Origin of the sequence: Enterobacter cloacae complex sp. ECL411 (genome assembly GCF_021869665.1) — a bacterium.
GTDB classification, from domain to species: Bacteria; Pseudomonadota; Gammaproteobacteria; order Enterobacterales; family Enterobacteriaceae; genus Enterobacter; species Enterobacter intestinihominis.
The window spans coordinates 3,018,053-3,040,482 of record NZ_CP091486.1 but is presented as its reverse complement, the minus strand read 5'-3'; the positions used below and the strand labels follow the sequence as shown (position 1 = coordinate 3,040,482).

Sequence of the window (22,430 nt, the reverse complement as noted above, 5' to 3'; positions counted from 1 at the left end):
GCATGAAACATAATATTCTTATTGTTTGCCGCTCGTTACCCATTCATACACTTGGTGGTATGGAGCTTATTACATTAGATTTAGTATCAGAGTTGGCCAAAAATTCAAATAACGACGTTACTGTTCTAACAACTGATATTGAACCAGAAAAAAAACAACAGAATGAAAACTTCGCTGTTAGCTATGTCGCTGGCAGTCCCTCAGGTAAATATAGTCGTTATTGGTGGAGTCGAAGTTCTTTAGAAGCACGAAAAATAATTCTTGAGAAAAATATTGATTCGGTAATTAGTGTGAGCTCTGGAGCTTACGAGATTGTTAAGCTCAAAAAAGAGTTTCCAAATGTTAAATTTATTTTCCAGGCTCACGGAACTTCGTTAGGCGAAATAGTATCGAAGTTTAGATCGAAAAATATTAAATCAATAATAGGTAGTGTCAGAAACTTCTCCTGGATTGTAAAAGATATCCTGAGTTATAACCGATTCGACAAAATTGTAGCTGTTGGAGGTCATGTATATAAGCAGCTAACATCAGGTATTTTGTCACATTTTTTTGAAAAAAATAAATGTGTGTGCATCAATAATGGTGTGGATAATGCCCTATTTGGATATGACGAAAATCGACGTCTTTTGAAAAGAAGTGAGCATGATATCGAAACCAACATAAAGGTTTTCCTTTCAGTTTCACGTTTACATAAGCAAAAGGGCGTTCTAAGTGCTATTAAACTATTTAATGAATATAGAAACTTAAACAAACACTCGTTTCTAATAATTGTTGGTGATGGGCCTCATCGAAAACAAATACAAGAGTATGTACACTCTCTGGGTATAGCTGATTCGGTTTTATTAGTAGGTAATAAAACAAGAGTGCAAATAAGCGAGTACCTTTCGGCTTCAGATTGTCTTTTATTCTTAAGCGATCGTATTGAAGTCGGTCTAACCTTGAATATGCTTGAGGCGTTGACTTCAGGCTTACCTATTGTCGTTGGTAATAATTTTAAAACCACGATTGATAATCCTGGTGCTTTAAATAACTTGATTTTTTCAACTAATGTAAATGAAATAGATTGTAAAATTCAAGAGGGGCTTGAAAAAAGGAGCTCTTTTGTTACTAACGATTATAGCTTAAGTACAATGGCTAATAAATATCAAACATTGCTCGATAGAATGATGAGTAACAAATCACAATGAAAAAAGCCATTAGCCAGCTGCTTGGCGGCAATATGCTTTCGAAGGTCCTTGGTTTGGTCAGGGAAGTTTTGATGGCAAAATTTTTTGGTACAGGAGATATCAACGGGGCTTACCGTATTGCGCAAACGGGAACCCTAGTACCAATAAACTTTATGACCAGTGACAGCCTTAATTCAGCATTCATCCCATTATATAAAAAATATCTCACCGAGAATGAATTTCGTGCATCGACTTTCAAGCTCTGTATGTTTATTTTTTTCGCTCTGATATCTGTATTTATATTCATTGTTCTGTATTTTTTATCAGACTATTGGATCGGTATCATGGCTCCCGGAATTGGCGGGAATGCGCGTGAGATGTCGACTGAGTTACTTAAGATAATGGCAATTTGTTGTCCTTTCTATCTTTTTTCAGCGTTGATAAATTATTTGTCGATGGCACATGGAGATTATAAACCCATATCTATGCGGGCCTCCATTCAGAATGTCGGCATGCTGTTGGGAGTGGTTGCTGCATATTATTATAATAATTATCTATTACTTGCATGGGGTTTTACAGGTAGCTATATAATTTTTAGTATCTGGGCGCTTATCCGTGCAAGAAAGGGCACTATTCTAGCCCTCCCTGGTCGTTTTGATGCGGCCGAAGTCAAATTGGTAATGAAGAGTTTTTGGATAACGCTTCGGCCCTTGCTTATACTACCTCTAATATTGCAAGGTAATATTACTCTGGAAAGGGCACTAGCATCATTAATCAGTATTGATGTAGTGTCCGGACTCGATTATGCCCGGTTTATTACTGACACTGTTGTTTTTATTTTGTCTGTGCCAATAGCATTTGCTGGATTATCTGAATGGTCATCGCAGAAGCCAGAAGTTGTTCGAGATAAGATAAGGTTTATTTATAATTGGCTGGCACTGCTTGTTATAAACATGTCTTTTTTCATTTTTTTCTATGCAAAAGACATCGTTATTCTACTGTTTATGCGTGGTGCATTTGATCAGCACTCCGTAACGGTAACAACTGATATTATTCAAGGAATGTGCATAGGCCTTTGGGCTCAGGTGATAGGTTATATATTCATTAAGGCATTGAGCGCACATCTCAATAATAAGAAAGTATTGGTTGTGATGATGGTTGCATTGCTGAGTAATGCGGTTGTCAACCTGGCGACGTATAAAATGTGGGGTGCATTTGGGTTAGGGCTAGGGAATTCGATATACAGTTTAATGATGTTTATCCTTAGCGCGTGTTACTTAAGAATTGCAAAAGATCTTTTTCCTGTGTTAATTAAAATTTCTTTGGGGTTAATTCTTTATACATCTATTATCTTGACTCTTGGGCATTACATTATTCAACCTGATAATGTTATTTTCCGACTCTTGATTAATGGCGCAATATTTGTGATGTTTAGTCTGTTATGGGCAATGTTATTCCCATTGTACCGAAATGGTATTAAAGGGATTTTCCAAAAAAAGGGACTGAGATAGCGTATTTTTATGAACAAAAATAAAGATATAAAAGACATCGTCGTCTTATCCACGGCAGACTGGGACAACCCATTCTGGACAAATAAACAGCATGTTGCCTTAGAGCTGGCAAACCGTGGACACCGTGTTCTTTACATAGAGTCTCTGGGACTGCGCCGACCTAGTGTAAATAAGAAAGACCTTTCGCGTATCTTCCGCCGGGTTCTTAAAGCGATTAAAGCACCTCGAAAAGTGCGCGACAATGTCTGGGTATGGTCACCAATTTCCATCCCATTTAATAACTACGCTATTGTGCGTAAGCTTAATAAACTGATTTTGAGCAGCGCGCTCAAATTCTGGTGCTGGCGTTTAAAATTCAAAGACGAAACGCTATGGACCTATAACCCGTTGACCACGCGTTTTCTGGAGCCGGGTGATTTCGGTTATGTTGTTTATCATTGTGTCGACGAAATTAAAGCTCAGCCTGGAATGCCGGTAGAGATCCTTCAGGATGCAGAGGAAGAGCTTGTACGTCGCGCAGACATTACCTTTGTCACTTCTCTGACGCTTCTGAAGTCAAGAAAGCATTGGAGCGATGAGGTCTATTACTTCTCTAACGTAGCTGACTATAATCACTTTTCAAAAGCGTTGGATGATCAACTGCCCGTTCCTGCCGACCTGAACGCGATCCCGGAGCCAAGAATTGGCTTTATTGGCGCTATAAGCGGCTATAAGGTGAATTTCTCTCTCCTGGAAGCGATTGCAGAAGCTCATCCTGAGTGGTCGCTAGTGATGATTGGCGATGTTGGCGAGGGAGATCCGAACACTGATGCGACTCAACTTACCCGTCACAAAAATATTCATTTAATTGGGCCAAGGGCGTATCAGCAGTTGCCTGGTTACCTGAAGGGCTTTGCCGCAACTTTGCTGCCTAATAATTTGAATGAATATACTGCTTCAATGTTCCCTATGAAGTTCTTTGAGTATCTGGCGGCAGGGAAGGCAGTGGTGAGTGTCGATTTAGCGTCCTTGTGTGACTTTAAAGACTATTTTCGCGTTGCCCACACCCCCGTTGAGTTTATTTCAGCTCTGGAAGATATTACCTCTGGCGATCGGATTTCTGTGGAGAAATGTCAGGAGCTTGCCCGAGAATATACTTACCAGTCACGCACTGAAAAAATGTTTAAGCTAATTGATGAGAAGCGCAATGAAAGTAGCAATCGTTCATGAGTGGTTCAGTTCCTATGCGGGTTCTGAAAAAGTGGTTGAGCAAATTTTACGTTGTTATCCCGATGCGGATATTTTCGCTGTATGTGATTTCTTAAAGCCAAAAGAAAAACATTTTCTTAATAATAAAAAAGTCACTACAACATTTATTCAGCGTTTGCCATTTGCAGCAAAAAAATTCCAGTCTTATCTGCCGTTGATGCCGTTGGCTATCGAACAGCTTGATATGTCTGCTTATGACGTAGTTATTTCAAGTAGTCATGCTGTTTCCAAAGGGGTGATCACTGGCCCTGACCAAATTCATGTGTCGTATGTCCATTCTCCTATCCGTTACGCGTGGGATTTCCAGCACCAGTATCTGCGGGAATCCGGCCTGAACAAAGGTCTGAAAGGGTGGCTTGCTAAGTATCTCCTGCATAAGATTCGTATTTGGGATTACCGTACCGCTGCGGGCGTTAATCATTTTATTGGTAACTCACGGTTTATTGCGCGCCGCATTAACAAGGTTTATGGCAGACAAGCAGACGTCATCTATCCGCCGGTGAATACGGATAAGTTCGAATTCAGTGACAAAAAAGAGGATTTCTATCTGGCTGCTTGTCGCATGGTGCCTTATAAGCGTGTTGATCTTATTGTTAGTGCGTTTGCCAAAATGCCTGATAAAAAGTTAGTGGTTATCGGTGATGGTTCTGAGATGGATAAGATCAAACAGCTGGCGATGGATAATATCACGCTACTCGGCTATCAGGATGACGCTGCAATGGTCGACTATATGAAGCGTGCTAAAGCTTACGTATTTGCTGCAGAAGAGGATTTTGGTATCTCGCCTGTAGAAGCACAAGCAAGCGGTACGCCGGTCATTACTTTCGGTAAAGGCGGGTGCCTCGAAACGGTAAAACCCCTTGGTAGCGATAAACCGACTGGGCTGTTCTTCTTTGAACAAACCGCAGACGCCATATGCGAAGCAGTGAATACCTTTGAAAAATACGCCGATGAAATTAAGCCAGAAGACTGTCGCGAACATGCTTTAACATTTTCAGAGCAGCGTTTCCGTGACGAGATTAGTCAGTATGTCGATAGTGCCTGGGCTCAATACTCTGAGTCGCTGATCAATACTCAGGCTGCGCGAGTACAGAACAGTTATACTCATCCGGAAAAATAATGACCACGGCATAAATCAGCCGATTTATGTCAGGATTTAAACAATGAAAATCAGCGTATTTAAAGATCAAAAGAAAGAATTTATTTGCCGTGGGGCCTTAATTGCATCGGATTTATTTTGGCTTAATGTTTCTTTGGGGCTTTCCTTTTTAACCGTTATGTTTTTTATTGGCGACCTGAATACCTTTATGCCAATTCTACAAATTGATGTGAGGGTGTTGTCACACTTTATTCTGACAGTAATGTGTGTTTTTTGGTTTGGCGTCCGCTTACGTCATTATGCACAAAAGAAACCCTTCTGGTCTGAACTTAAAGAAACACTGCGTACTATTGTCATCTTTTCGATCTTCGATCTTGCATTAGTGGCATTTTCTAAATGGCACTTTTCTCGCTATATTTGGGCCTACTGTTGGCTATATGCCATCATTATGGTTCCGTTATCGCGTGAATTTACAAAAATCATTCTTAACAAATTTGGCTACTGGAAAAAGCGCACCGTTATTTTAGGTACCGGACGAAATGCGCGTGAAGCCTATTATGCTTTACAAAGCCATGAGGTGTCTGGTTTCAAAATTGATGCGTTTTGTGATTTTGATGCGACAGCCGATATTATGGAAGAGTGTCCGATCGTTAAAGATGAAGAGACATTGCTTACTCATTATAATTCGTTTTCAACTCAGTTCGTAGTCGCGTGCGATTTTGACGAAAAGGATAAATTTGAAAACTGGTTACGATTCCTTGCGAAACATAAGTGCCGTAACGTTATAATTATTCCTTCTCTGAGAGGATTTCCTTTATACGGCACTAGTATGTCATTTATATTTAGCCACGAAGTATTACTTCTTCAGGTTCACAATAATCTGTCTAAACTGACCTCGCGCTTTATTAAGCGTACCTTCGATATCGTCTGCACCTTAGGCATTCTTCTTGTTTCATCGCCACTGCTGGTTTACCTGTGGTATAAAGTTTCCCGTGATGGTGGGCCGGCTATCTATGCTCATACGAGAATTGGGCGCCGTGGTGAGAAATTTGACTGTTATAAGTTTCGCTCTATGAATATCAATTCAAAAGAGATCCTTGCAGAATTACTTGAGAAAGATCCTGAAGCTCGTGCTGAATGGGAAAAAGATTTTAAGTTGAAAAACGATCCGCGTATTACTGCCATTGGTCACTTCATTCGTAAAACGAGTCTTGATGAGTTACCTCAGTTATTTAACGTACTTAAAGGTGAGATGAGCCTGGTCGGCCCGCGTCCGGTCATCCACGAAGAGCTGGAACGCTATGCCGATGACGTTGAATATTATCTGATGGTAAAGCCAGGCATGACTGGCCTGTGGCAGGTGAGTGGACGTAACGATGTTGACTACACCACGCGTGTTTATTTTGACTCCTGGTATGTCAAAAACTGGTCTTTGTGGAATGATATCGTCATTCTCTTCAAAACCGTCAATGTGGTTCTGTTGAGAAAAGGCGCTTACTGAATTAAGCACATTGGATATGGACTCTAATACGGAGTTTTAATGAAAGCCTTTGTTTTTGTTAATGATAACGGCGCTGCTTTTAGCCGTTATAAAAAAAATGAGATCCCTGCGCAGTTCGTGTACGGCGTATCCAAATTAGAAAAGATGGGCTTTGAGGTAATGGTCGGTCGGGGGAATTTACTTAATGATCTTATTTCATTTTGGAAGTTCAAACCAGATTTGTTCTTTATGCCTTTTATTAAAAGAAAAACGATGCTTTTTTATATTCTGGCACGTTTTTTTTTATTTAAAACAAAGTTTGCGGGTTGGATGCATCTCGATGTTTTCGCCCCTCCAGTGTCTCGATTAAAGAAAGTAATACATTCATTGCTTCTGCCATTTTTAAAGTGTTATGTAAGAAAAATTGATGCGATTTTCTTTCTTTCGGAAAAGTCACGCGATGAAATCAAGGCCTCAAGGGGACTTCATTCTCATCAATGTCACTTTATACCATGGGGAGGGGATGCAACTTTCTATGCACCTTTTATTAATGGATTACATAACGAGAATATAATTTCGACAGGGCGTGAAAATAGGGATCTGCCGTCTGTAATATCATCGGTAAAAAATAGCGACGTTACAATTGATATCTATACCAGCGATTTAAATTTGCCTGAAAGCTATGCAAATGTAAATGGCGACATTAGGATAAATAAAGGGCGCTGGGCATATACAGACTTGCTTGAGAAAGTAAGTGCATCAAAGAGTATGATTATCCCTATTAAAACAGATAAGATCAATTATTGTGTCGGATTGTCTTCATTGATTGAGGCTATCGCTTTAGGCGTGCCAGTTATTGCTACATACAACCCTTACTGGTATGTCGATATTGAGAAAGAGAAGTGCGGTATTTATATTAAAGATAATTCTTTAATTGAATGGACGCGCGCTCTAGAAAAGTTAAATAGGGATCCCGAATTGGTTGCTCAAATGTCTAAAAATGCATTGAAAACATTCGTAGAAAAATGTGACTTTGTCCGTACGGAAGAGATGCTTGCAATGCATATAGATAATATACTCAAAAAAAAGTGATCCTTTAAAAGCTTATAAAGAATTGTATGAGTCAGTTGAGTATAGAGCTCCTCTGAATAACTAACAGAAAGTGAAAACTATGAAAATTCTTGTCACTGGTGGTGCTGGTTTTATTGGTTCAGCCGTGGTTCGGCATATTATAAATAATACTCAGGATTCAGTATGCGTGGTTGATTGTTTAACCTATGCAGGTAATGTTGAGTCTCTGGCACCAGTTGAAAAAAATTCGCGATACTCATTCTCTCTAACTGATATTACTAATGCGAAAGCTGTTGCGGATATTTTCAATTCCTTCCAGCCTGATATCGTGATGCATTTGGCTGCTGAAAGTCATGTTGACCGTTCTATCGACGGACCCGCGGCCTTCATCCAGACTAACGTAATAGGTACATTCATTCTTCTTGAAGCATCGCGTCAGTATTACGCATCACTTGATGATGATAGGAAGAAGGTTTACCGCTTCCATCACATCTCTACTGATGAAGTTTTTGGCGATCTTCACGATGCTGACGGATTATTCACTGAAGAAACACCTTATGCGCCAAGTAGCCCTTACTCGGCCTCTAAGGCGGGTAGCGATCATTTAGTTCGCGCCTGGAATCGTACCTATGGTTTACCAACGGTGATTACCAACTGTTCTAACAACTATGGCCCCTACCATTTTCCAGAGAAGTTAATTCCGCTCATTATTCTTAATGCTTTGTCGGGAAAACCGCTCCCGGTCTATGGGAACGGCGAGCAGATCCGCGATTGGCTGTATGTTGATGATCACGCCCGCGCACTGTACAAAGTGGCTACAGAGGGCAAGATCGGTGAAACATATTGTATTGGTGGTCATAATGAACGTAAAAATATTGATGTTGTAAAAACTATTTGCGCAATTCTTGATAAACTCATCGATAAAAAACCAAACGGTATTGTCAATTTTGCAGAGCTTATAACTTTTGTTGCCGATCGTCCTGGACATGATCTTCGTTATGCCATTGATGCAACTAAAATGAAAAATGATCTCGGCTGGGAGCCTCTAGAAACCTTTGAAAGCGGGATCGAAAAAACTATTCAATGGTATCTTAATAATGAAGGTTGGTGGCAGCGTGTTCTTGATGGCTCTTACGCTGGTGAACGTCTTGGCCTGAACAAATAATCGAGGTATAGCGTTATGAAAGGAATTGTTTTAGCTGGCGGTTCAGGTACACGCCTGTACCCGATTACACAAGGTGTGTCTAAGCAACTGCTCCCTATATATGACAAGCCTATGATTTTTTACCCAGTATCGGTACTCATGCTTGCCGGTATTCGGGATATCCTCATTATCACCACACCTGAAGATATGCCTGCTTTCCAGCGCTTAATGAAAGATGGCTCGCAGTTTGGTGTTAATTTCACCTACGCCGTGCAGCCCTCACCAGATGGCCTGGCACAGGCATTTACTATCGGTGAAAAGTTTATTGGCGACGAGCCTTGCGCATTAGTGTTGGGTGATAATATTTTCTTTGGTCAAAGTTTCGGTATGAAGTTGAATGCGGCGGCAAAGAAAACGTCAGGGGCAACTGTGTTTGGTTACCAGGTTCAGGATCCGGAGCGCTTTGGTGTTGTCGAGTTCGATGAACATTTCAAAGCATTATCTATTGAGGAAAAACCCCTCAAGCCTAAATCAAACTGGGCAGTCACTGGACTCTATTTCTATGACAATAATGTTGTCGACATGGTTAAGGAAATAAAGCCCTCTGCTCGCGGTGAGCTTGAAATCACAACTCTAAATCAGATGTATCTTGACCGGGGTGAGCTTGAGGTGGAGTTATTAGGTCGTGGATTTGCCTGGCTCGATACAGGTACTCATGATAGCTTGATTGAAGCTTCTCAGTTCATTCATACCATTGAAAAACGGCAGGGTATGAAAGTGGCATGCCTTGAAGAAATTGCATTCCGTAATAAATGGCTCAGTTCGGACGAAATAGCTGTTCAGGCCGATCTGCTTCAGAAAACATCTTATGGTCAATATTTGAAAATGTTGATTGGACAATAAACCGGCATGCCAATGAAAATTTTACTTGTAGGAAAAAACGGGCAGGTTGGATGGGAATTACAACGTTCTCTTTCCACTCTTGGAGAAGTCATCGCAGTAGATTATTTCGACAAGCATTTATGTGGTGACTTGACTGACCTTCCTGGCATCGCACAAACCGTACGATTGGTGAAACCTGACGTTATCGTTAACGCGGCAGCGCATACCGCTGTGGACAGAGCCGAACAAGAACGTAACCTGTCTGAGTTGCTCAATCAGAAAGGGGTTGCGGTTCTCGCTGAGGAGTCAGCGAAATTAGGTGCGCTCCTAATTCATTACTCTACAGATTATGTGTTTGATGGTGAGGGCGATCATTATCGGCTGGAAGATGAGGCGCCAGCACCGTTAAATGTCTACGGTGAGACTAAATTAGCAGGCGAGTTGGAAATTACGCGCCTTAATTCCCGACATCTCATATTCCGCACCAGCTGGGTTTATGCCACTCGTGGTAATAATTTTGCGAAAACCATGCTGCGTTTAGCTCGTGAGAAAGAGAGGTTGTCCGTTATCAACGACCAGCATGGCGCTCCGACAAGTGCTGAATTATTGGCTGATTGTACTGCACTGGCAATTCGAGAAGAGCAGAATAATAAATCTGTTGTTGGTAAATACCATTTAGTCGCAAGCGGGGAAACGACCTGGTTTGATTATGCAAATTTTGTTTTCGAAACGGCTAAAGCTCAGGGTGAGCCTCTTCTTATCCAGGAAGTTAACGGCATTTCTACCAGTGAGTATCCTACACCTGCTACTCGTCCGTTGAATTCGCGCCTCTCAAATCAGAAATTCCAGCGTGTGTTTAATGTGACACTTCCAGACTGGAAACAAGGTGTTGAACGTGTGGTAATAGAAGTTTTGGGGAAATAAAGAGTTAATAATGAAAGTCATTGATACTGAAATTCCTGATGTAAAAATTATCGAGCCGGTCACTTTTGGTGATGAACGGGGTTTCTTTATGGAAACCTGGCAACAAAAGAAATTTTGTGAATTGGTATGCGAACGTAACTTCGTGCAGGATAACCACTCAAAATCTGCAAGGAATATTTTGAGAGGTTTACATTACCAGACTCAAAATCCACAAGGAAAATTGGTACGTGTTGTCAGCGGAGAAGTCTTTGATGTTGCTGTTGATATGCGAAAATCATCAGCCACGTTTGGGCGCTGGACAGGTATTATGCTTTCCGCTGAAAACAAACGTCAACTTTGGATCCCTGAGGGATTTGCTCACGGTTTTTACGTCTTGTCTGAAAGCGCTGAGTTTGTCTATAAGTGCACTGATTATTATAACCCTTTGTCTGAACATTCCCTATTGTGGAATGATGATTCTGTTGGGATTAAGTGGCCACTTATTGATGGTGAGTTACCCCTGCTGTCATCCAAGGATAGTTTAGGCAAGACGTTCGCCGATTCCGTCTATTTTGACTAAACGATACACTGTTTGCCTATCTCGCGGCCGTTAGCGCACCAAAGGCTATCCATAAGTAACAGGCTTGAGTTAACATCGTATATACATTCAAACTGCATCGCACCGCAGTGATTATCCCCAAGACAGGAGTATGTAATGTCAAAGCAACAGATCGGCGTTGTCGGTATGGCAGTGATGGGGCGCAACCTGGCGCTCAACATCGAAAGCCGTGGTTATACCGTCTCCGTTTTCAACCGCTCCCGTGATAAGACTGAAGAAGTCATCGCTGAGAATCCAGGCAAGAAGCTGGTTCCTTTCTATACGGTTAAAGAGTTCGTTGAGTCTCTGGAAACGCCTCGTCGTATCCTGTTAATGGTGAAAGCGGGCGCGGGTACCGATGCTGCTATCGATTCCATGAAACCGTATCTGGATAAAGGCGACATCATCATTGATGGCGGCAACACCTTCTTCCACGACACCATTCGTCGTAACCGTGAACTGTCTGCGGAAGGCTTTAACTTCATCGGTACCGGCGTTTCCGGTGGTGAAGAAGGTGCACTGAAAGGTCCTTCTATCATGCCTGGCGGCCAGAAAGAAGCGTACGAACTGGTCGCGCCTATCCTGACCAAAATTGCAGCCGTTGCAGAAGACGGCGAGCCGTGCGTGACCTATATCGGTCCTGACGGTGCTGGCCACTATGTGAAAATGGTTCACAACGGCATCGAATACGGCGATATGCAGTTGATTGCCGAAGCATACTCCCTGCTGAAAGGTGGCCTGAACCTCTCTAACGAAGAACTCGCCGAGACTTTCACCGAGTGGAATAAAGGCGAGCTGAACAGCTACCTGATCGACATCACCAAAGATATCTTCACTAAAAAAGATGAAGAGGGTAAATACCTGGTTGATGTGATTCTGGATGAAGCAGCGAACAAGGGGACCGGTAAATGGACCAGCCAGAGCTCTCTGGATCTGGGCGAGCCATTATCCCTGATCACCGAATCCGTATTTGCACGTTATATATCTTCTCTGAAAGAGCAGCGTGTTGCAGCGTCTAAAGTGCTGTCTGGTCCTCAGGCCAAACCAGCCGGTGATAAAGCGGAGTTCGTTGAGAAAGTCCGCCGTGCTCTCTACCTGGGTAAAATCGTTTCTTATGCGCAGGGCTTCTCCCAGCTTCGCGCGGCATCTGACGAGAACAACTGGGACCTGAACTACGGTGAGATTGCGAAGATCTTCCGTGCTGGCTGTATCATTCGCGCACAGTTCCTGCAAAAAATCACCGATGCCTATGCAGAAAATGCAGGTATCGCAAACCTTCTGCTGGCGCCTTACTTCAAACAAATTGCAGACGAATATCAGCAGGCGCTGCGTGATGTTGTTGCGTACGCGGTGCAGAATGGTATCCCGGTTCCGACCTTCTCCGCTGCGGTGGCATATTACGACAGCTATCGTGCTGCCGTTCTGCCAGCGAACCTGATTCAGGCACAGCGTGACTACTTCGGTGCGCATACCTATAAGCGTACGGATAAAGAAGGTGTGTTCCACACCGAATGGCTGGATTAATCTGATTTAACTCAGTCTGATAGCATGGCCCGGTGAGTCTCACCGGGCTTTTTTTATCGCTTTCAGGCCCATGTTGGCTTACTTTCCCCAGCCCACTCCTTTTATTGCCGCATAAATCACTACGTTTATCCCTTTCTGAAGCAAGGCATTCGTCTTGACAGTCCCTCAACTTAAGAGGTAAAAACCTCAACAGTTGTTTATTGCGGTGGTGTGCTTACGCCTCCAGAAACTCAAACTTGAAGAAGTTAAACGAATGAAAATAACTATCTCCGGAACAGGCTATGTTGGTCTCTCAAACGGTATCCTGATTGCACAAAACCATGAAGTGGTTGCATTGGATATCGTGCAGGCAAAAGTGGACATGCTTAACCAGAAGAAGTCCCCGATCGTCGATAAAGAGATTGAAGAGTACCTGGCGACCAAACCGCTGAACTTCCGCGCAACCACGGACAAAGAAGACGCTTACCGCGATGCGGATTTTGTCATCATTGCCACGCCGACCGACTACGATCCCAAAACTAACTACTTCAATACCTCTACCGTTGAAGCGGTGATCAAAGACGTTACGTCAATCAACCCTAATGCGGTGATGATCATCAAGTCGACGATTCCAGTAGGCTTCACCAAATCTATCAAAGAAGAGTTGGGTATTGATAATGTCTTCTTCTCGCCGGAGTTTCTACGCGAGGGCAGGGCGTTATACGATAACCTGCACCCATCCCGTATCGTGATTGGCGAGCGTTCCGAGCGTGCAGAGCGTTTTGCTGCCTTGCTCCAGGAAGGCGCCATTAAAAAAGACGTGCCGGTGCTGTTCACCGATTCCACCGAGGCAGAAGCGATTAAGCTTTTCGCTAACACCTATCTGGCCATGCGCGTGGCTTACTTCAACGAGCTGGACAGCTATGCCGAGAGTTTAGGTCTGAATACCCGTCAGATCATCGAGGGCGTATGTCTCGACCCGCGTATCGGTAACCATTACAACAACCCGTCATTCGGTTACGGCGGCTACTGTCTGCCAAAAGATACCAAGCAGCTGCTGGCAAACTATCAGGCAGTGCCGAACAACCTGATTTCCGCTATTGTGGATGCCAACCGCACGCGTAAAGACTTCATCTCAGATTCTATTCTCGCGCGTCAGCCGAAAGTGGTGGGCGTGTATCGCCTGATCATGAAGAGCGGTTCCGATAACTTCCGCGCTTCTTCCATTCAGGGGATCATGAAGCGTATTAAGGCGAAGGGCGTGCAGGTCATTATTTATGAACCGGCCATGCAGGAAGACGAGTTCTTCCATTCACGTGTGATCCGCGATCTGGATGCGTTTAAGAAAGAAGCGGACGTGATTATCTCCAACCGTATGGCGGAAGAGCTGGCGGACGTGAAAGATAAAGTCTATACCCGCGATTTGTTCGGCAGTGACTAATCAAAATCGTGATATAAAAAAACCCGGCAATCTGCCGGGTTTTTTGTTTTTAAACGTTATAGAAGTTGCGGTACCAGTCGACGAAGTTTTTCACGCCTTCTTTGACTGAGGTTTGTGGTTTAAACCCAATAACGTCATACAGCGCTTTGGTGTCCGCACTGGTCTCCAGCACGTCACCCGGCTGGATCGGCATCATATTTTTCACCGCTTCCTTGCCCAGTGCCTCTTCAAGCGCGGTAATGTAATCCATCAGTTCGACAGGTGAACTGTTGCCGATGTTATACACGCGATACGGGGCAGAGCTGGTTGCTGGCGAACCGGTTTCGACTGTCCAGTCGGCATCGGCCTGAGGAATAACGTCCTGTAGGCGAATAATCGCCTCCGCAATATCATCGATATAGGTGAAGTCGCGCTTCATCTTGCCGTAGTTGTAAACGTCGATGCTGTTGCCTTCAATCATGGCTTTGGTGAATTTAAACAGCGCCATGTCCGGGCGTCCCCAGGGGCCATAGACGGTAAAGAAGCGCAGGCCAGTGGTCGGCAGATTGTACAGATGCGAATAGGTATGCGACATCAGCTCATTGGCTTTTTTGGTTGCCGCATACAGGGATACCGGATGGTCCACGGAGTCGTCAGTAGAAAATGGCATCTTACGGTTAAGGCCGTATACAGAGCTGGATGAAGCATACAGAAGATGCTGAACCTTGTTGTGGCGACAGCCTTCCAGCACGTTCAGGTGACCTACCAGGTTCGCATCTGCGTAGGCATGCGGGTTTTCCAGCGAGTAACGCACGCCCGCCTGTGCGGCAAGATGGATCACGCGGTCAAATTTCTCATTGGCGAAGAGCGCAGCCATGCCCTCGCGGTCCGCTAAGTCCAGCTTGTGGAAGGTGAAACTCCCGGATTTGAGCAGATCGAGACGGGCGAGCTTGAGGTTAGGATCGTAGTAATCATTCAGATTATCTATGCCAACAACTTCATGCCCTGCATCAAGCAGGCGCTTGCTGACATGAGAACCGATAAAGCCCGCCGCGCCCGTTACCAGAAATTTCATAGCTTCCCTCATTCACAGTGTTCTTGTTGATGCCCCACGACATCAGAATCCGACTATGATAGCGCGTCGCACTTCACTTACATAACCCATCTTTCCGATATAACTCATCGGATTCTTATAGAAAATTCCGCAGCAACGGATACACTATGGAAACAAGATTATGTTTGCCCTTTTTCATCTGTTAGGGATTGTATGACGCAAAACAACAATAACCTGGTCGCACGCAATAATGACCCGGAGCAAATTGATTTACTTGATTTAGTGCTACAGCTGTGGCGTGGTAAGTGGGTAATAGGGGCTTTTATTGCTGCTTTTATCGTTCTTGCTGCCGTTTACATCACTGTAGCCAAAGAGAAATGGACGTCATCTGCCATCATAGCCCAGCCTGATGCGGCACAAATCGCCACCTATTCCAATGCATTGAATATCCTCTATGGCGGGGCAGCACCTTCAACCTTAGATATCCAAAATCGTGCTATTGGTCGTTTTAATTCTTCTTTTTCAGCATTAGCGCAAGCGCTGGACAACCAGGAATTTCCCGAGAAATTGAGCATTGAACCTACTGTAAAGGGACAGAGTGTACCTTTAACTGTCAGTTACCAGAGCGATTCGGCTGAAGCTGCGCAAAAGCAGTTGGCCCAATACATACAGCAGGTCGACGAACAGACCGCAAAAGAATTAACGCTTGACCTCAGAGACAACCTCAAACAGCAGATCACAACCCTGAACGACTCCCTCCAGAATCAGGAGAAAGTCGCGCAGGAGCAAAAAGATCTGCGTATCAAGCAGATTTCTGAGGCGCTTAAGAACGCGGAAGCAGCGAAAATTATCACACCGCAGCTCCAGCAAACGCAGGATGTTACTCAGGAAACCATGTTCCTGCTGGGCACCGTAGCGCTCAAATCAATGGTTGATAACGAGGCGTCCCGTCCGCTGGTCTTCCCTGGCTCTTACTATCAGACCAAAAAGAACTTACTGGACATTGAAAACCTCAACGTTAACCCAGACACGTTACATGTCTATCGTTACGTAATGAAACCAGATCTGCCAATCAAGCGTGACAGCCCTAAAAAGGCCATCACCCTCATCCTTGCCGTTCTCCTCGGCGGGATCATCGGTTCTGCTGTCGTCCTTGGCCGTAACGCGCTGAGAAACTACAAACCAAGAGCCTGATTTACACACAAAAAAAGACCGGGTTTCCCCGGTCTTTTTTTATTTATGCCGTTTCCGCAAATTCTCAATCACCGCTGTTAAATCCAGCTCCTGATCCTGAAGCAGCACCAGCAGGTGATACATCAAATCCGACGCTTCGTTCGTCAGCTCCTCCCGATCATGCACGGTGGCCGCCAGCGCCGTTTCAACGCCTTCCTCACCCACTTTCTGCGCAATACGTTTGGTGCCGCTGGCGTACAGCTTCGCCGTGTATGAGCTCTCGGGATCCGCTGATTTACGCTCTGCCAGCAGCTGTTCCAGCTGATAGAGGAACAGCCACTGGTGGCTCGCCTCGCCGAAGCAGCTACTGGTGCCTTTGTGGCAGGTCGGCCCAATCGGGTTGACCAGCACCAGCAGGGTGTCGTTGTCGCAGTCTGGCGTAATGCTGACCACGTTCAGGAAGTGACCCGAGGTTTCCCCTTTCGTCCACAGACGCTGCTTGGTGCGCGAGAAAAACGTCACCTTGCCGCTGTTGAACGTTTTTGCCAGTGCCTCCTGGTTCATGTATCCCAGCATCAGCATTTCGCCTGAAACGGCATGCTGTACAACCACCGGCAGTAATCCGTCAGTTTTTTCCCAGTCCAGCTGCGCCTGTTGTTGCTCTGTTAACATACCCTGATCTCCACGCCCTGGTCGGCCAGGTACGTTTTTAACTCACCAATATTGATAATCTGTTTGTGGAACACGGAAGCGGCCAGCGCGCCGTCCACGTTCGCATCGCGGAAGGCTTCAAGGAAGTGTTCCATGGTGCCCGCGCCGCCGGAGGCAATCAGCGGAACCTGGCAGACCGCGCGCACTTTTTTCAGCTGCTCGAGGTCGTAACCGTTACGAACGCCGTCCTGGTTCATCATGTTCAGAACGATTTCACCCGCACCGCGTTTTTGCACTTCCTGCACCCAGTCCAGCGTCTCCCATTGGGTGACGCGCGTGCGGCTTTCATCTCCGGTGTACTGGTTGACATGATATTTTCCCGTTGCGGCATCAAACCAGGTGTCGATCCCCACGACAATGCACTGCACGCCAAAGCGATCCGCCAGACGCGTAATCAGCTCCGGGTCGGCCAAGGCAGGGGAGTTAATGGAAATTTTATCCGCTCCGAAAGAGAGAATTTTCGCCGCATCGTCAGCAGATTTAATCCCGCCCGCCACGCAGAAGGGTATATCAATCACCTCTGCCACGCGCGCCACCCAGCTTTTGTCCACCACACGGCCATCGCTGGAGGCGGTGATATCGTAAAATACCAGTTCGTCTGCGCCTTCTTCAGCATAGCGCTTAGCCAGGGGAACGATGTCGCCAATGATCTCGTGGTTGCGGAACTGCACGCCTTTTACAACCTGACGATCACGCACGTCCAGGCAGGGAATTATCCGTTTTGCCAGCATTGAATCGCCTCCTTCACCGTAAATTTGCCTTCCAGTAGCGCGCGACCCACGATCACGCCGCGTACACCGGTTCCGCGCAGAGCGGCGATATCCGCCAGGTCGCCGATACCGCCAGAGGACTGGAACGCCACCTGCGGATAACGCGCGCAAACCTCTTCATACAGCGAGACGTTAGAGCCTGCGAGCGTGCCATCGCGTGAAATATCCGTGCACAGCACATGCTTTAGCCCTACGGGGAGATACATCTCAACCAGCTCTTCCAGCGTCACGCCGGAGTTTTCCTGCCAGCCGCTGACCGCGACCTGCTTATTACCCTGCTCGTCAATGCGTACATCCAGCGCCAGCACCAGCGCATCCGCACCGAAGCGGCGGAACCAGCCCTTGACCGTCTCAGGATCTTTCACAGCGGTCGAACCGACCACCACGCGCGCCACGCCCGCGTCCAGTAAGGCGGCAACATCGGCTTCCGTACGCACGCCGCCGCCCACCTGCACCGGGACGTCCACGCCAGCCACCAGTGTTTTAAGCAGCGGGATCTGGCGCTTCGCCGGATCTTTCGCGCCGGTCAGATCGACCAGATGCAACACCTCAGCGCCCTCCGCTGCGTAAGCCTGTAACCGCGGCAGCGGGTCGTTGCCGTAGTCGCGCTGCTGCCCGTAATCACCCTGATGGAGACGAACAACCGTGCCGTCAATTAAATCTAAAGCGGGAATTATCATCACATCTCCAGGAAATTTTTCAGCAGCTGCGCGCCGGCGGCGCCGGAGCGTTCCGGGTGAAACTGCACGCCGTAAAAGTTATCTTTCTGCACGGCGGCGGTGAACGCCTCGCCGTAATTGCACTGGGCGATGGTGTAGGTATTCACGGGCATGGCGTAGCTGTGAACGAAATAGAAGTACGCGCCGTCTTCGATTCCCTGGAACAGCCTGTTGCCCGCTTTCGGATAAACGCGATTCCAGCCCATGTGCGGCAGCGGCAGGCCGTGGTCGGTCATTTTCGGCACGTCTTCTTCAATAATGCCCAGCAGATCAACGCCATTGCTCTCTTCGCTTCGGCGGCCAAGCAGCTGCATGCCGAGGCAAATGCCCAGCACCGGTTGAGTACAGGCTTTGATGAGATCCACCAGCTCGCGCTCGTGGATCTGATCCATCGCCGCCTGGGCGGTGCCTACACCCGGCAGAAAGAGTTTATCCGCGCGCAGCACCACGTCCGGGTCGCGGCTCACCACCGGCTCGTAGCCGTGGCGCATAATCGCCGACTGTACGGAGTTCAGGTTGGCGCATCCGGTGTCCAGAATCACCACGTTCATTACAGCACTCCTTTCGACGAGGGAAGGGCGTCACCTTCCACGCGGATCGCCTGGCGCAGGGTACGGCCAAAGGCTTTGAACAGGCTCTCGACGCGGTGGTGATCGTTTTTGCCTTTGGTTTTCAGGTGCAGCGTCAGGCCCATAGTGTAAGAAAGCGAGCGGAAGAAGTGCTCCACCATCTCGGTGCTGAGATCGCCCACGCGCTGGTAAGTAAAGTCGGCTTTATATTCCAGGTGCGGACGTCCGGAGATATCCATCGCGCAGCGCGCCAGGCACTCGTCCATCGGCAGAACAAAGCCGAAGCGGTTGATGCCGCGTTTGTCGCCGAGCGCCAGCTTCAGGGCTTCGCCCAACGCCAGACCGGTATCTTCCACGGTGTGGTGATCGTCGATATACAGGTCGCCCTTAACGGCGATCTCCATGCGGAAGCCGCCGTGAGTGGCGATTTGATCCAGCATATGGTCGAAGAAACCGACGCCGGTGTGGATCTTGCTGCCGCCTTCACGATCGAGCCAGACCTTCACGTCGATCTGCGTCTCTTTGGTGTTGCGTTCTACGTGAGAATAGCGGTCGCGTCTGGTGAGCTGCTCGCTAATCATCGCCCAGTTTAGCGTGTCGCGGTTATAGCGCAGGCCTGCAATGCCCATATTTTCGGCCAGCGTGATGTCCGTGAGGCGATCGCCAATCACATAGCTGTTCGCTTTATCCAGCGCCTCTTCGGCCAGATAACGCTCAACAAGCTTCACTTTTGGCTTGCGGCAGTCGCACTCGTCGGCAGGCATGTGCGGGCAGATCAGCACCTCGTCGAAGGCGATGCCCTGCGAGGTCAGCACCTGCATCATCAGGTTGTGCGGGCCGTCAAAGTCCGCCTGCGGGAAGCTGTCTGTGCCCAGACCGTCCTGGTTGGTGATCATCACCAGCTTATAGCCTGCTTTCTGAAGCTTCAGTAGCACCGGGATCACGTCGGGTTCAAACGCCAGCTTGTCGAAACGATCGACCTGAAAATCGCTGGGTGGCTCCGAGATGATGGTGCCGTCACGATCGATAAAGAGATACTTCTGACTCATACTTTCTCCGCTTTCAGGGCGTCAATCACGCGCTGGCTCTCCGCGCGGGTGCCGACGGTAATACGCAGGCAGCCGCTCAGGGTAGGTTGTTTATTCTGGTCTCGTAAGATAATGCCCTGATCCCACAACGATTTAAATATCGCGCTTGAGGCGGTGAAGCGCACCAGGATGTAGTTGGTCTCCGAGTCGAACACCTGCTCCACGCACGGAATCGTTTTCAGGGCATCGACTAGATACTGACGCTCCTCCAGGATCTGCGCCACACGCTCGCGCATCGCGCTGATGTCCTGCGGGGCCAGCGCCTGTGCCGCAATATCGGCAACCGGCGTTGAGAGCGGATACGGGGCGATCACTTTCAGCAGCAGGTCGATAACCGCTTTATTTGCCAGCGTAAAACCGCAGCGAAGACCGGCGAGAGCGAAGGCTTTCGACAGGGTACGCAGCACGACGAGATGTGAATACTCTTCAAGCCAGCCTGCCAGCGTCGCCTGCGGGCAGAACTCAATGTAGGCTTCGTCGGCCACAACCAGCGCTTTGCCGCGCGTCATTTCCAGCAGGGAACGGATATCCTGCGGATTGATAATCTGCCCGGTCGGGTTGTTCGGGCTACAGACAAACACCACCTTCACGCCGTCGAGGTTATCGGCGATGCCCTGCAAATCCAGCTGCCAGTTGTCCAGCGCCTGCACGTTGCGGCAGGCCACGCCAAAGGTTTCGGCGCTGACGCTGTACATCCCGTAGGTGGGCTGGCAGTACATCACCGCGTCTTTACCCGGCTCGCAGAAGGCGCGGATCAGCAGCTCAATCCCTTCATCCGCCCCACGGCTGACCAGCACCTGCTCAGGCTTCACGCCTGCATACTGCGCATAGTTCTCGATCACCGCTTTCGGCTGACACTCCGGGTAGCGGTTCAGCGTCTGCTGCGAGAACTCAAAGGCCACCGCCGTGGGGTATTCGTTGGCATTCAGCCAGACGTCGCCGTTCCCGCCCAGACGACGCGCAGACTGATAGGGCGTCAGGCGACGGACATTTTCGCGGGCTAATTCTTCGATGTTCATGCTTGCTCCTTCAGGGCGGCAACGCGCAGCGTCACGGCATTTTTGTGGGCAGTCAGGCGCTCGGCGGCGGCCAGGGTTTCAATGGTCGACGCCAGCGAGGCAAATCCCTCGCGAGAGAGTTCCTGCACGGTCATGCGCTTCTGGAAATCCGCCAGCCCCAGGCTGGAGCAGGTTGAGGTATAGCCATACGTGGGCAGCACGTGGTTGGTGCCGGAGGCGTAATCCCCGGCGGATTCCGGTGACCAGTCCCCGAGGAACACCGAGCCTGCGCTGGTTATGCTGTCGACCAGATCGCGCGCGTTGCGGGTCTGAATGATCAGGTGCTCCGGCCCGTACTGATTGGAGATGGCGATGCACTGGTCGATATCGCGAGCCACAATCAGTCGGCTGGCCGATAGCGCCTGACGCGCCGTTTCCGCACGCGGCAGGTCGGCCAGCTGACGCTCAACGGCCTCGCCCACGCGTTTTGCCATATCGGCATCTGGCGTCAGTAAAATCACCTGCGAGTCAGGGCCGTGCTCGGCCTGCGAGAGCAAGTCAGAGGCCACGAAATCCGGTGTAGCGCCGCTGTCGGCAATCACCAGCACTTCAGACGGACCGGCAGGCATATCAATCGCCGCGCCGTCCAGACGCTGACTGACCTGGCGCTTCGCTTCGGTAACGTATGCGTTGCCAGGGCCAAAGATTTTGTCGACTTTGGGAACAGACTCCGTCCCGAACGCCAGGGCGGAAATCGCCTGCGCGCCGCCCACTTTATAGATCGCCTTTACGCCGCACAGCTTCGCCGCATACAGGATCTCATCGGCGATCGGTGGAGGAGAGCAGAGCACCACCTTCTGACAACCGGCAATACGTGCCGGAGTGGCCAGCATCAGGACGGTCGAAAACAGCGGGGCAGAGCCGCCAGGAATATAGAGGCCAACGGACGCCACCGGGCGCGTCACCTGCTGGCAGCGCACGCCGGGCAGGGTTTCCACATCCACCGCCTGCAATTTCTGCGCGGTGTGGAAGGTATCAATATTTTTCACCGCGACGGCCATCGCCTGTTTGATCTCATCCCCAAGGCGGCTTTCCGCCCCGGCGATCTCCTGCGCGGTGACCTGTAACGCGTCGACCTCAGTTTTATCAAACTTCGCGCTGTACTCGCGCAGCGCATCGTCTCCGCAGGCTTTGACGTTATCGAGGATCTCCGCCACGGTGCGGGTGATGCTCTCTGAGGCGGAAATTGCAGGGCGCATCAGCAGCTCGCGCTGTTGCGCGTCGCTACAGGTATTCCAGTCGATGATTGTGTTAAAGCTCATG

Annotated in this window: 21 protein-coding genes; 13 read left to right on the top strand and 8 right to left on the bottom strand. The window is 48.0% G+C overall.

Going from position 1 to position 22,430, the window contains the following annotated elements:
- The first annotated feature begins 2 nt into the window (after positions 1 to 2).
- The 12 genes from L3069_RS14525 (at position 3) to ugd (ending at position 14,046) form a co-directional block, all read left to right on the top strand.
- Positions 3 to 1,187, top strand: coding sequence for a glycosyltransferase family 4 protein (locus L3069_RS14525; RefSeq protein WP_038416365.1), 1,185 nt, complete (start codon positions 3 to 5; stop codon positions 1,185 to 1,187).
- A complete protein-coding gene (murJ, locus tag L3069_RS14520) occupies positions 1,184 to 2,677 on the top strand; it encodes a murein biosynthesis integral membrane protein MurJ (protein ID WP_038416364.1) in 1,494 nt (497 codons plus the stop codon). Before L3069_RS14525 ends, murJ begins: the two co-directional genes overlap by 4 nt.
- 9 nt (positions 2,678 to 2,686) lie before the next feature.
- A complete protein-coding gene (locus L3069_RS14515; protein WP_023295007.1) occupies positions 2,687 to 3,886 on the top strand; it encodes a glycosyltransferase in 1,200 nt (399 codons plus the stop codon).
- Entirely contained in the window at positions 3,864 to 5,045 is a 1,182-nt protein-coding gene (locus tag L3069_RS14510) for a glycosyltransferase family 4 protein (protein ID WP_023295006.1), read from the top strand. The genes L3069_RS14515 and L3069_RS14510 overlap by 23 nt, the downstream gene beginning before the upstream one ends.
- A 43-nt stretch (positions 5,046 to 5,088) precedes the next feature.
- Complete coding sequence (gene wbaP, locus L3069_RS14505; protein WP_038416362.1) at positions 5,089 to 6,525, top strand: undecaprenyl-phosphate galactose phosphotransferase WbaP; 1,437 nt, start codon at positions 5,089 to 5,091, stop codon at positions 6,523 to 6,525.
- Between the two features lie 39 nt (positions 6,526 to 6,564).
- A complete protein-coding gene (locus L3069_RS14500) occupies positions 6,565 to 7,596 on the top strand; it encodes a glycosyltransferase (protein ID WP_038416361.1) in 1,032 nt (343 codons plus the stop codon).
- Between the two features lie 79 nt (positions 7,597 to 7,675).
- Complete coding sequence (rfbB, locus tag L3069_RS14495; protein ID WP_038416360.1) at positions 7,676 to 8,740, top strand: dTDP-glucose 4,6-dehydratase; 1,065 nt, start codon at positions 7,676 to 7,678, stop codon at positions 8,738 to 8,740.
- Positions 8,741 to 8,755: 15 nt separating this feature from the next.
- Positions 8,756 to 9,622, top strand: a complete 867-nt coding sequence (rfbA, locus tag L3069_RS14490; RefSeq protein ID WP_032609646.1) for a glucose-1-phosphate thymidylyltransferase RfbA — start codon at positions 8,756 to 8,758, stop codon at positions 9,620 to 9,622.
- Between the two features lie 12 nt (positions 9,623 to 9,634).
- The gene (gene rfbD, locus L3069_RS14485) at positions 9,635 to 10,525 is read left to right on the top strand and encodes a dTDP-4-dehydrorhamnose reductase (RefSeq protein WP_038416359.1); all 891 of its coding nucleotides are present in this window, start codon (positions 9,635 to 9,637) and stop codon (positions 10,523 to 10,525) included.
- A 10-nt stretch (positions 10,526 to 10,535) separates the two neighbouring features.
- Positions 10,536 to 11,084: a dTDP-4-dehydrorhamnose 3,5-epimerase gene (gene rfbC, locus L3069_RS14480; RefSeq protein ID WP_023295000.1), complete on the top strand. Its 549-nt coding sequence runs from the start codon at positions 10,536 to 10,538 to the stop codon at positions 11,082 to 11,084.
- A gap of 135 nt (positions 11,085 to 11,219) precedes the next feature.
- A complete protein-coding gene (gndA, locus tag L3069_RS14475) occupies positions 11,220 to 12,626 on the top strand; it encodes an NADP-dependent phosphogluconate dehydrogenase (RefSeq protein WP_038416358.1) in 1,407 nt (468 codons plus the stop codon).
- A 253-nt stretch (positions 12,627 to 12,879) separates the two neighbouring features.
- Complete coding sequence (gene ugd, locus L3069_RS14470; protein WP_038416357.1) at positions 12,880 to 14,046, top strand: UDP-glucose 6-dehydrogenase; 1,167 nt, start codon at positions 12,880 to 12,882, stop codon at positions 14,044 to 14,046.
- A 49-nt stretch (positions 14,047 to 14,095) separates the two neighbouring features.
- On the opposite strand, the gene L3069_RS14465 is transcribed toward ugd, so the two are convergent.
- A complete protein-coding gene (locus tag L3069_RS14465) occupies positions 14,096 to 15,100 on the bottom strand; it encodes an NAD-dependent epimerase (RefSeq protein WP_038416356.1) in 1,005 nt (334 codons plus the stop codon).
- A gap of 192 nt (positions 15,101 to 15,292) precedes the next feature.
- On the opposite strand from L3069_RS14465, the gene wzzB reads away from it, so the two are divergent.
- The gene (gene wzzB, locus L3069_RS14460) at positions 15,293 to 16,273 is read left to right on the top strand and encodes an LPS O-antigen chain length determinant protein WzzB (protein WP_038416355.1); all 981 of its coding nucleotides are present in this window, start codon (positions 15,293 to 15,295) and stop codon (positions 16,271 to 16,273) included.
- Positions 16,274 to 16,312: 39 nt separating this feature from the next.
- Here the strand turns inward: wzzB and hisIE are convergent, their stop codons facing one another.
- The 7 genes from hisIE to hisD are packed head-to-tail and all read right to left on the bottom strand — an operon-like array spanning position 16,313 to position 22,429.
- Positions 16,313 to 16,924, bottom strand: coding sequence for a bifunctional phosphoribosyl-AMP cyclohydrolase/phosphoribosyl-ATP diphosphatase HisIE (gene hisIE / locus L3069_RS14455; protein ID WP_038416354.1), 612 nt, complete (start codon positions 16,922 to 16,924; stop codon positions 16,313 to 16,315).
- A complete protein-coding gene (gene hisF, locus L3069_RS14450; protein WP_038416353.1) occupies positions 16,918 to 17,694 on the bottom strand; it encodes an imidazole glycerol phosphate synthase subunit HisF in 777 nt (258 codons plus the stop codon). The genes hisIE and hisF overlap by 7 nt, the downstream gene beginning before the upstream one ends.
- Entirely contained in the window at positions 17,676 to 18,413 is a 738-nt protein-coding gene (hisA, locus tag L3069_RS14445) for a 1-(5-phosphoribosyl)-5-[(5-phosphoribosylamino)methylideneamino]imidazole-4-carboxamide isomerase (protein ID WP_023300528.1), read from the bottom strand. Before hisA ends, hisF begins: the two co-directional genes overlap by 19 nt.
- Positions 18,413 to 19,003, bottom strand: coding sequence for an imidazole glycerol phosphate synthase subunit HisH (hisH, locus tag L3069_RS14440; protein WP_003859485.1), 591 nt, complete (start codon positions 19,001 to 19,003; stop codon positions 18,413 to 18,415). The genes hisA and hisH overlap by 1 nt, the downstream gene beginning before the upstream one ends.
- Positions 19,003 to 20,070, bottom strand: a complete 1,068-nt coding sequence (gene hisB / locus L3069_RS14435; protein ID WP_038416352.1) for a bifunctional histidinol-phosphatase/imidazoleglycerol-phosphate dehydratase HisB — start codon at positions 20,068 to 20,070, stop codon at positions 19,003 to 19,005. Before hisB ends, hisH begins: the two co-directional genes overlap by 1 nt.
- Positions 20,067 to 21,128 carry a histidinol-phosphate transaminase gene (gene hisC / locus L3069_RS14430; RefSeq protein WP_038416351.1) on the bottom strand — a complete coding sequence of 354 codons (1,062 nt, stop codon included), beginning with the start codon at positions 21,126 to 21,128 and terminating at the stop codon, positions 20,067 to 20,069. Before hisC ends, hisB begins: the two co-directional genes overlap by 4 nt.
- Positions 21,125 to 22,429: a histidinol dehydrogenase gene (gene hisD, locus L3069_RS14425; protein WP_038416349.1), complete on the bottom strand. Its 1,305-nt coding sequence runs from the start codon at positions 22,427 to 22,429 to the stop codon at positions 21,125 to 21,127. Before hisD ends, hisC begins: the two co-directional genes overlap by 4 nt.
- Position 22,430: the final 1 nt, after the last annotated feature.

Bases quoted from the DNA above. Each gene is read 5' to 3' on its own strand.
- L3069_RS14525 (WP_038416365.1), top strand. From the start codon at position 3: ATGAAACATAATATTCTTATTGTTTGCCGCTCGTTACCCATTCATACA.
- murJ (WP_038416364.1), top strand. From the start codon at position 1,184: ATGAAAAAAGCCATTAGCCAGCTGCTTGGCGGCAATATGCTTTCGAAG.
- L3069_RS14515 (WP_023295007.1), top strand. From the start codon at position 2,687: ATGAACAAAAATAAAGATATAAAAGACATCGTCGTCTTATCCACGGCA.
- L3069_RS14510 (WP_023295006.1), top strand. From the start codon at position 3,864: ATGAAAGTAGCAATCGTTCATGAGTGGTTCAGTTCCTATGCGGGTTCT.
- wbaP (WP_038416362.1), top strand. From the start codon at position 5,089: ATGAAAATCAGCGTATTTAAAGATCAAAAGAAAGAATTTATTTGCCGT.
- L3069_RS14500 (WP_038416361.1), top strand. From the start codon at position 6,565: ATGAAAGCCTTTGTTTTTGTTAATGATAACGGCGCTGCTTTTAGCCGT.
- rfbB (WP_038416360.1), top strand. From the start codon at position 7,676: ATGAAAATTCTTGTCACTGGTGGTGCTGGTTTTATTGGTTCAGCCGTG.
- rfbA (WP_032609646.1), top strand. From the start codon at position 8,756: ATGAAAGGAATTGTTTTAGCTGGCGGTTCAGGTACACGCCTGTACCCG.
- rfbD (WP_038416359.1), top strand. From the start codon at position 9,635: ATGAAAATTTTACTTGTAGGAAAAAACGGGCAGGTTGGATGGGAATTA.
- rfbC (WP_023295000.1), top strand. From the start codon at position 10,536: ATGAAAGTCATTGATACTGAAATTCCTGATGTAAAAATTATCGAGCCG.
- gndA (WP_038416358.1), top strand. From the start codon at position 11,220: ATGTCAAAGCAACAGATCGGCGTTGTCGGTATGGCAGTGATGGGGCGC.
- ugd (WP_038416357.1), top strand. From the start codon at position 12,880: ATGAAAATAACTATCTCCGGAACAGGCTATGTTGGTCTCTCAAACGGT.
- L3069_RS14465 (WP_038416356.1), bottom strand. From the start codon at position 15,100: ATGAAATTTCTGGTAACGGGCGCGGCGGGCTTTATCGGTTCTCATGTC.
- wzzB (WP_038416355.1), top strand. From the start codon at position 15,293: ATGACGCAAAACAACAATAACCTGGTCGCACGCAATAATGACCCGGAG.
- hisIE (WP_038416354.1), bottom strand. From the start codon at position 16,924: ATGTTAACAGAGCAACAACAGGCGCAGCTGGACTGGGAAAAAACTGAC.
- hisF (WP_038416353.1), bottom strand. From the start codon at position 17,694: ATGCTGGCAAAACGGATAATTCCCTGCCTGGACGTGCGTGATCGTCAG.
- hisA (WP_023300528.1), bottom strand. From the start codon at position 18,413: ATGATAATTCCCGCTTTAGATTTAATTGACGGCACGGTTGTTCGTCTC.
- hisH (WP_003859485.1), bottom strand. From the start codon at position 19,003: ATGAACGTGGTGATTCTGGACACCGGATGCGCCAACCTGAACTCCGTA.
- hisB (WP_038416352.1), bottom strand. From the start codon at position 20,070: ATGAGTCAGAAGTATCTCTTTATCGATCGTGACGGCACCATCATCTCG.
- hisC (WP_038416351.1), bottom strand. From the start codon at position 21,128: ATGAACATCGAAGAATTAGCCCGCGAAAATGTCCGTCGCCTGACGCCC.
- hisD (WP_038416349.1), bottom strand. From the start codon at position 22,429: ATGAGCTTTAACACAATCATCGACTGGAATACCTGTAGCGACGCGCAA.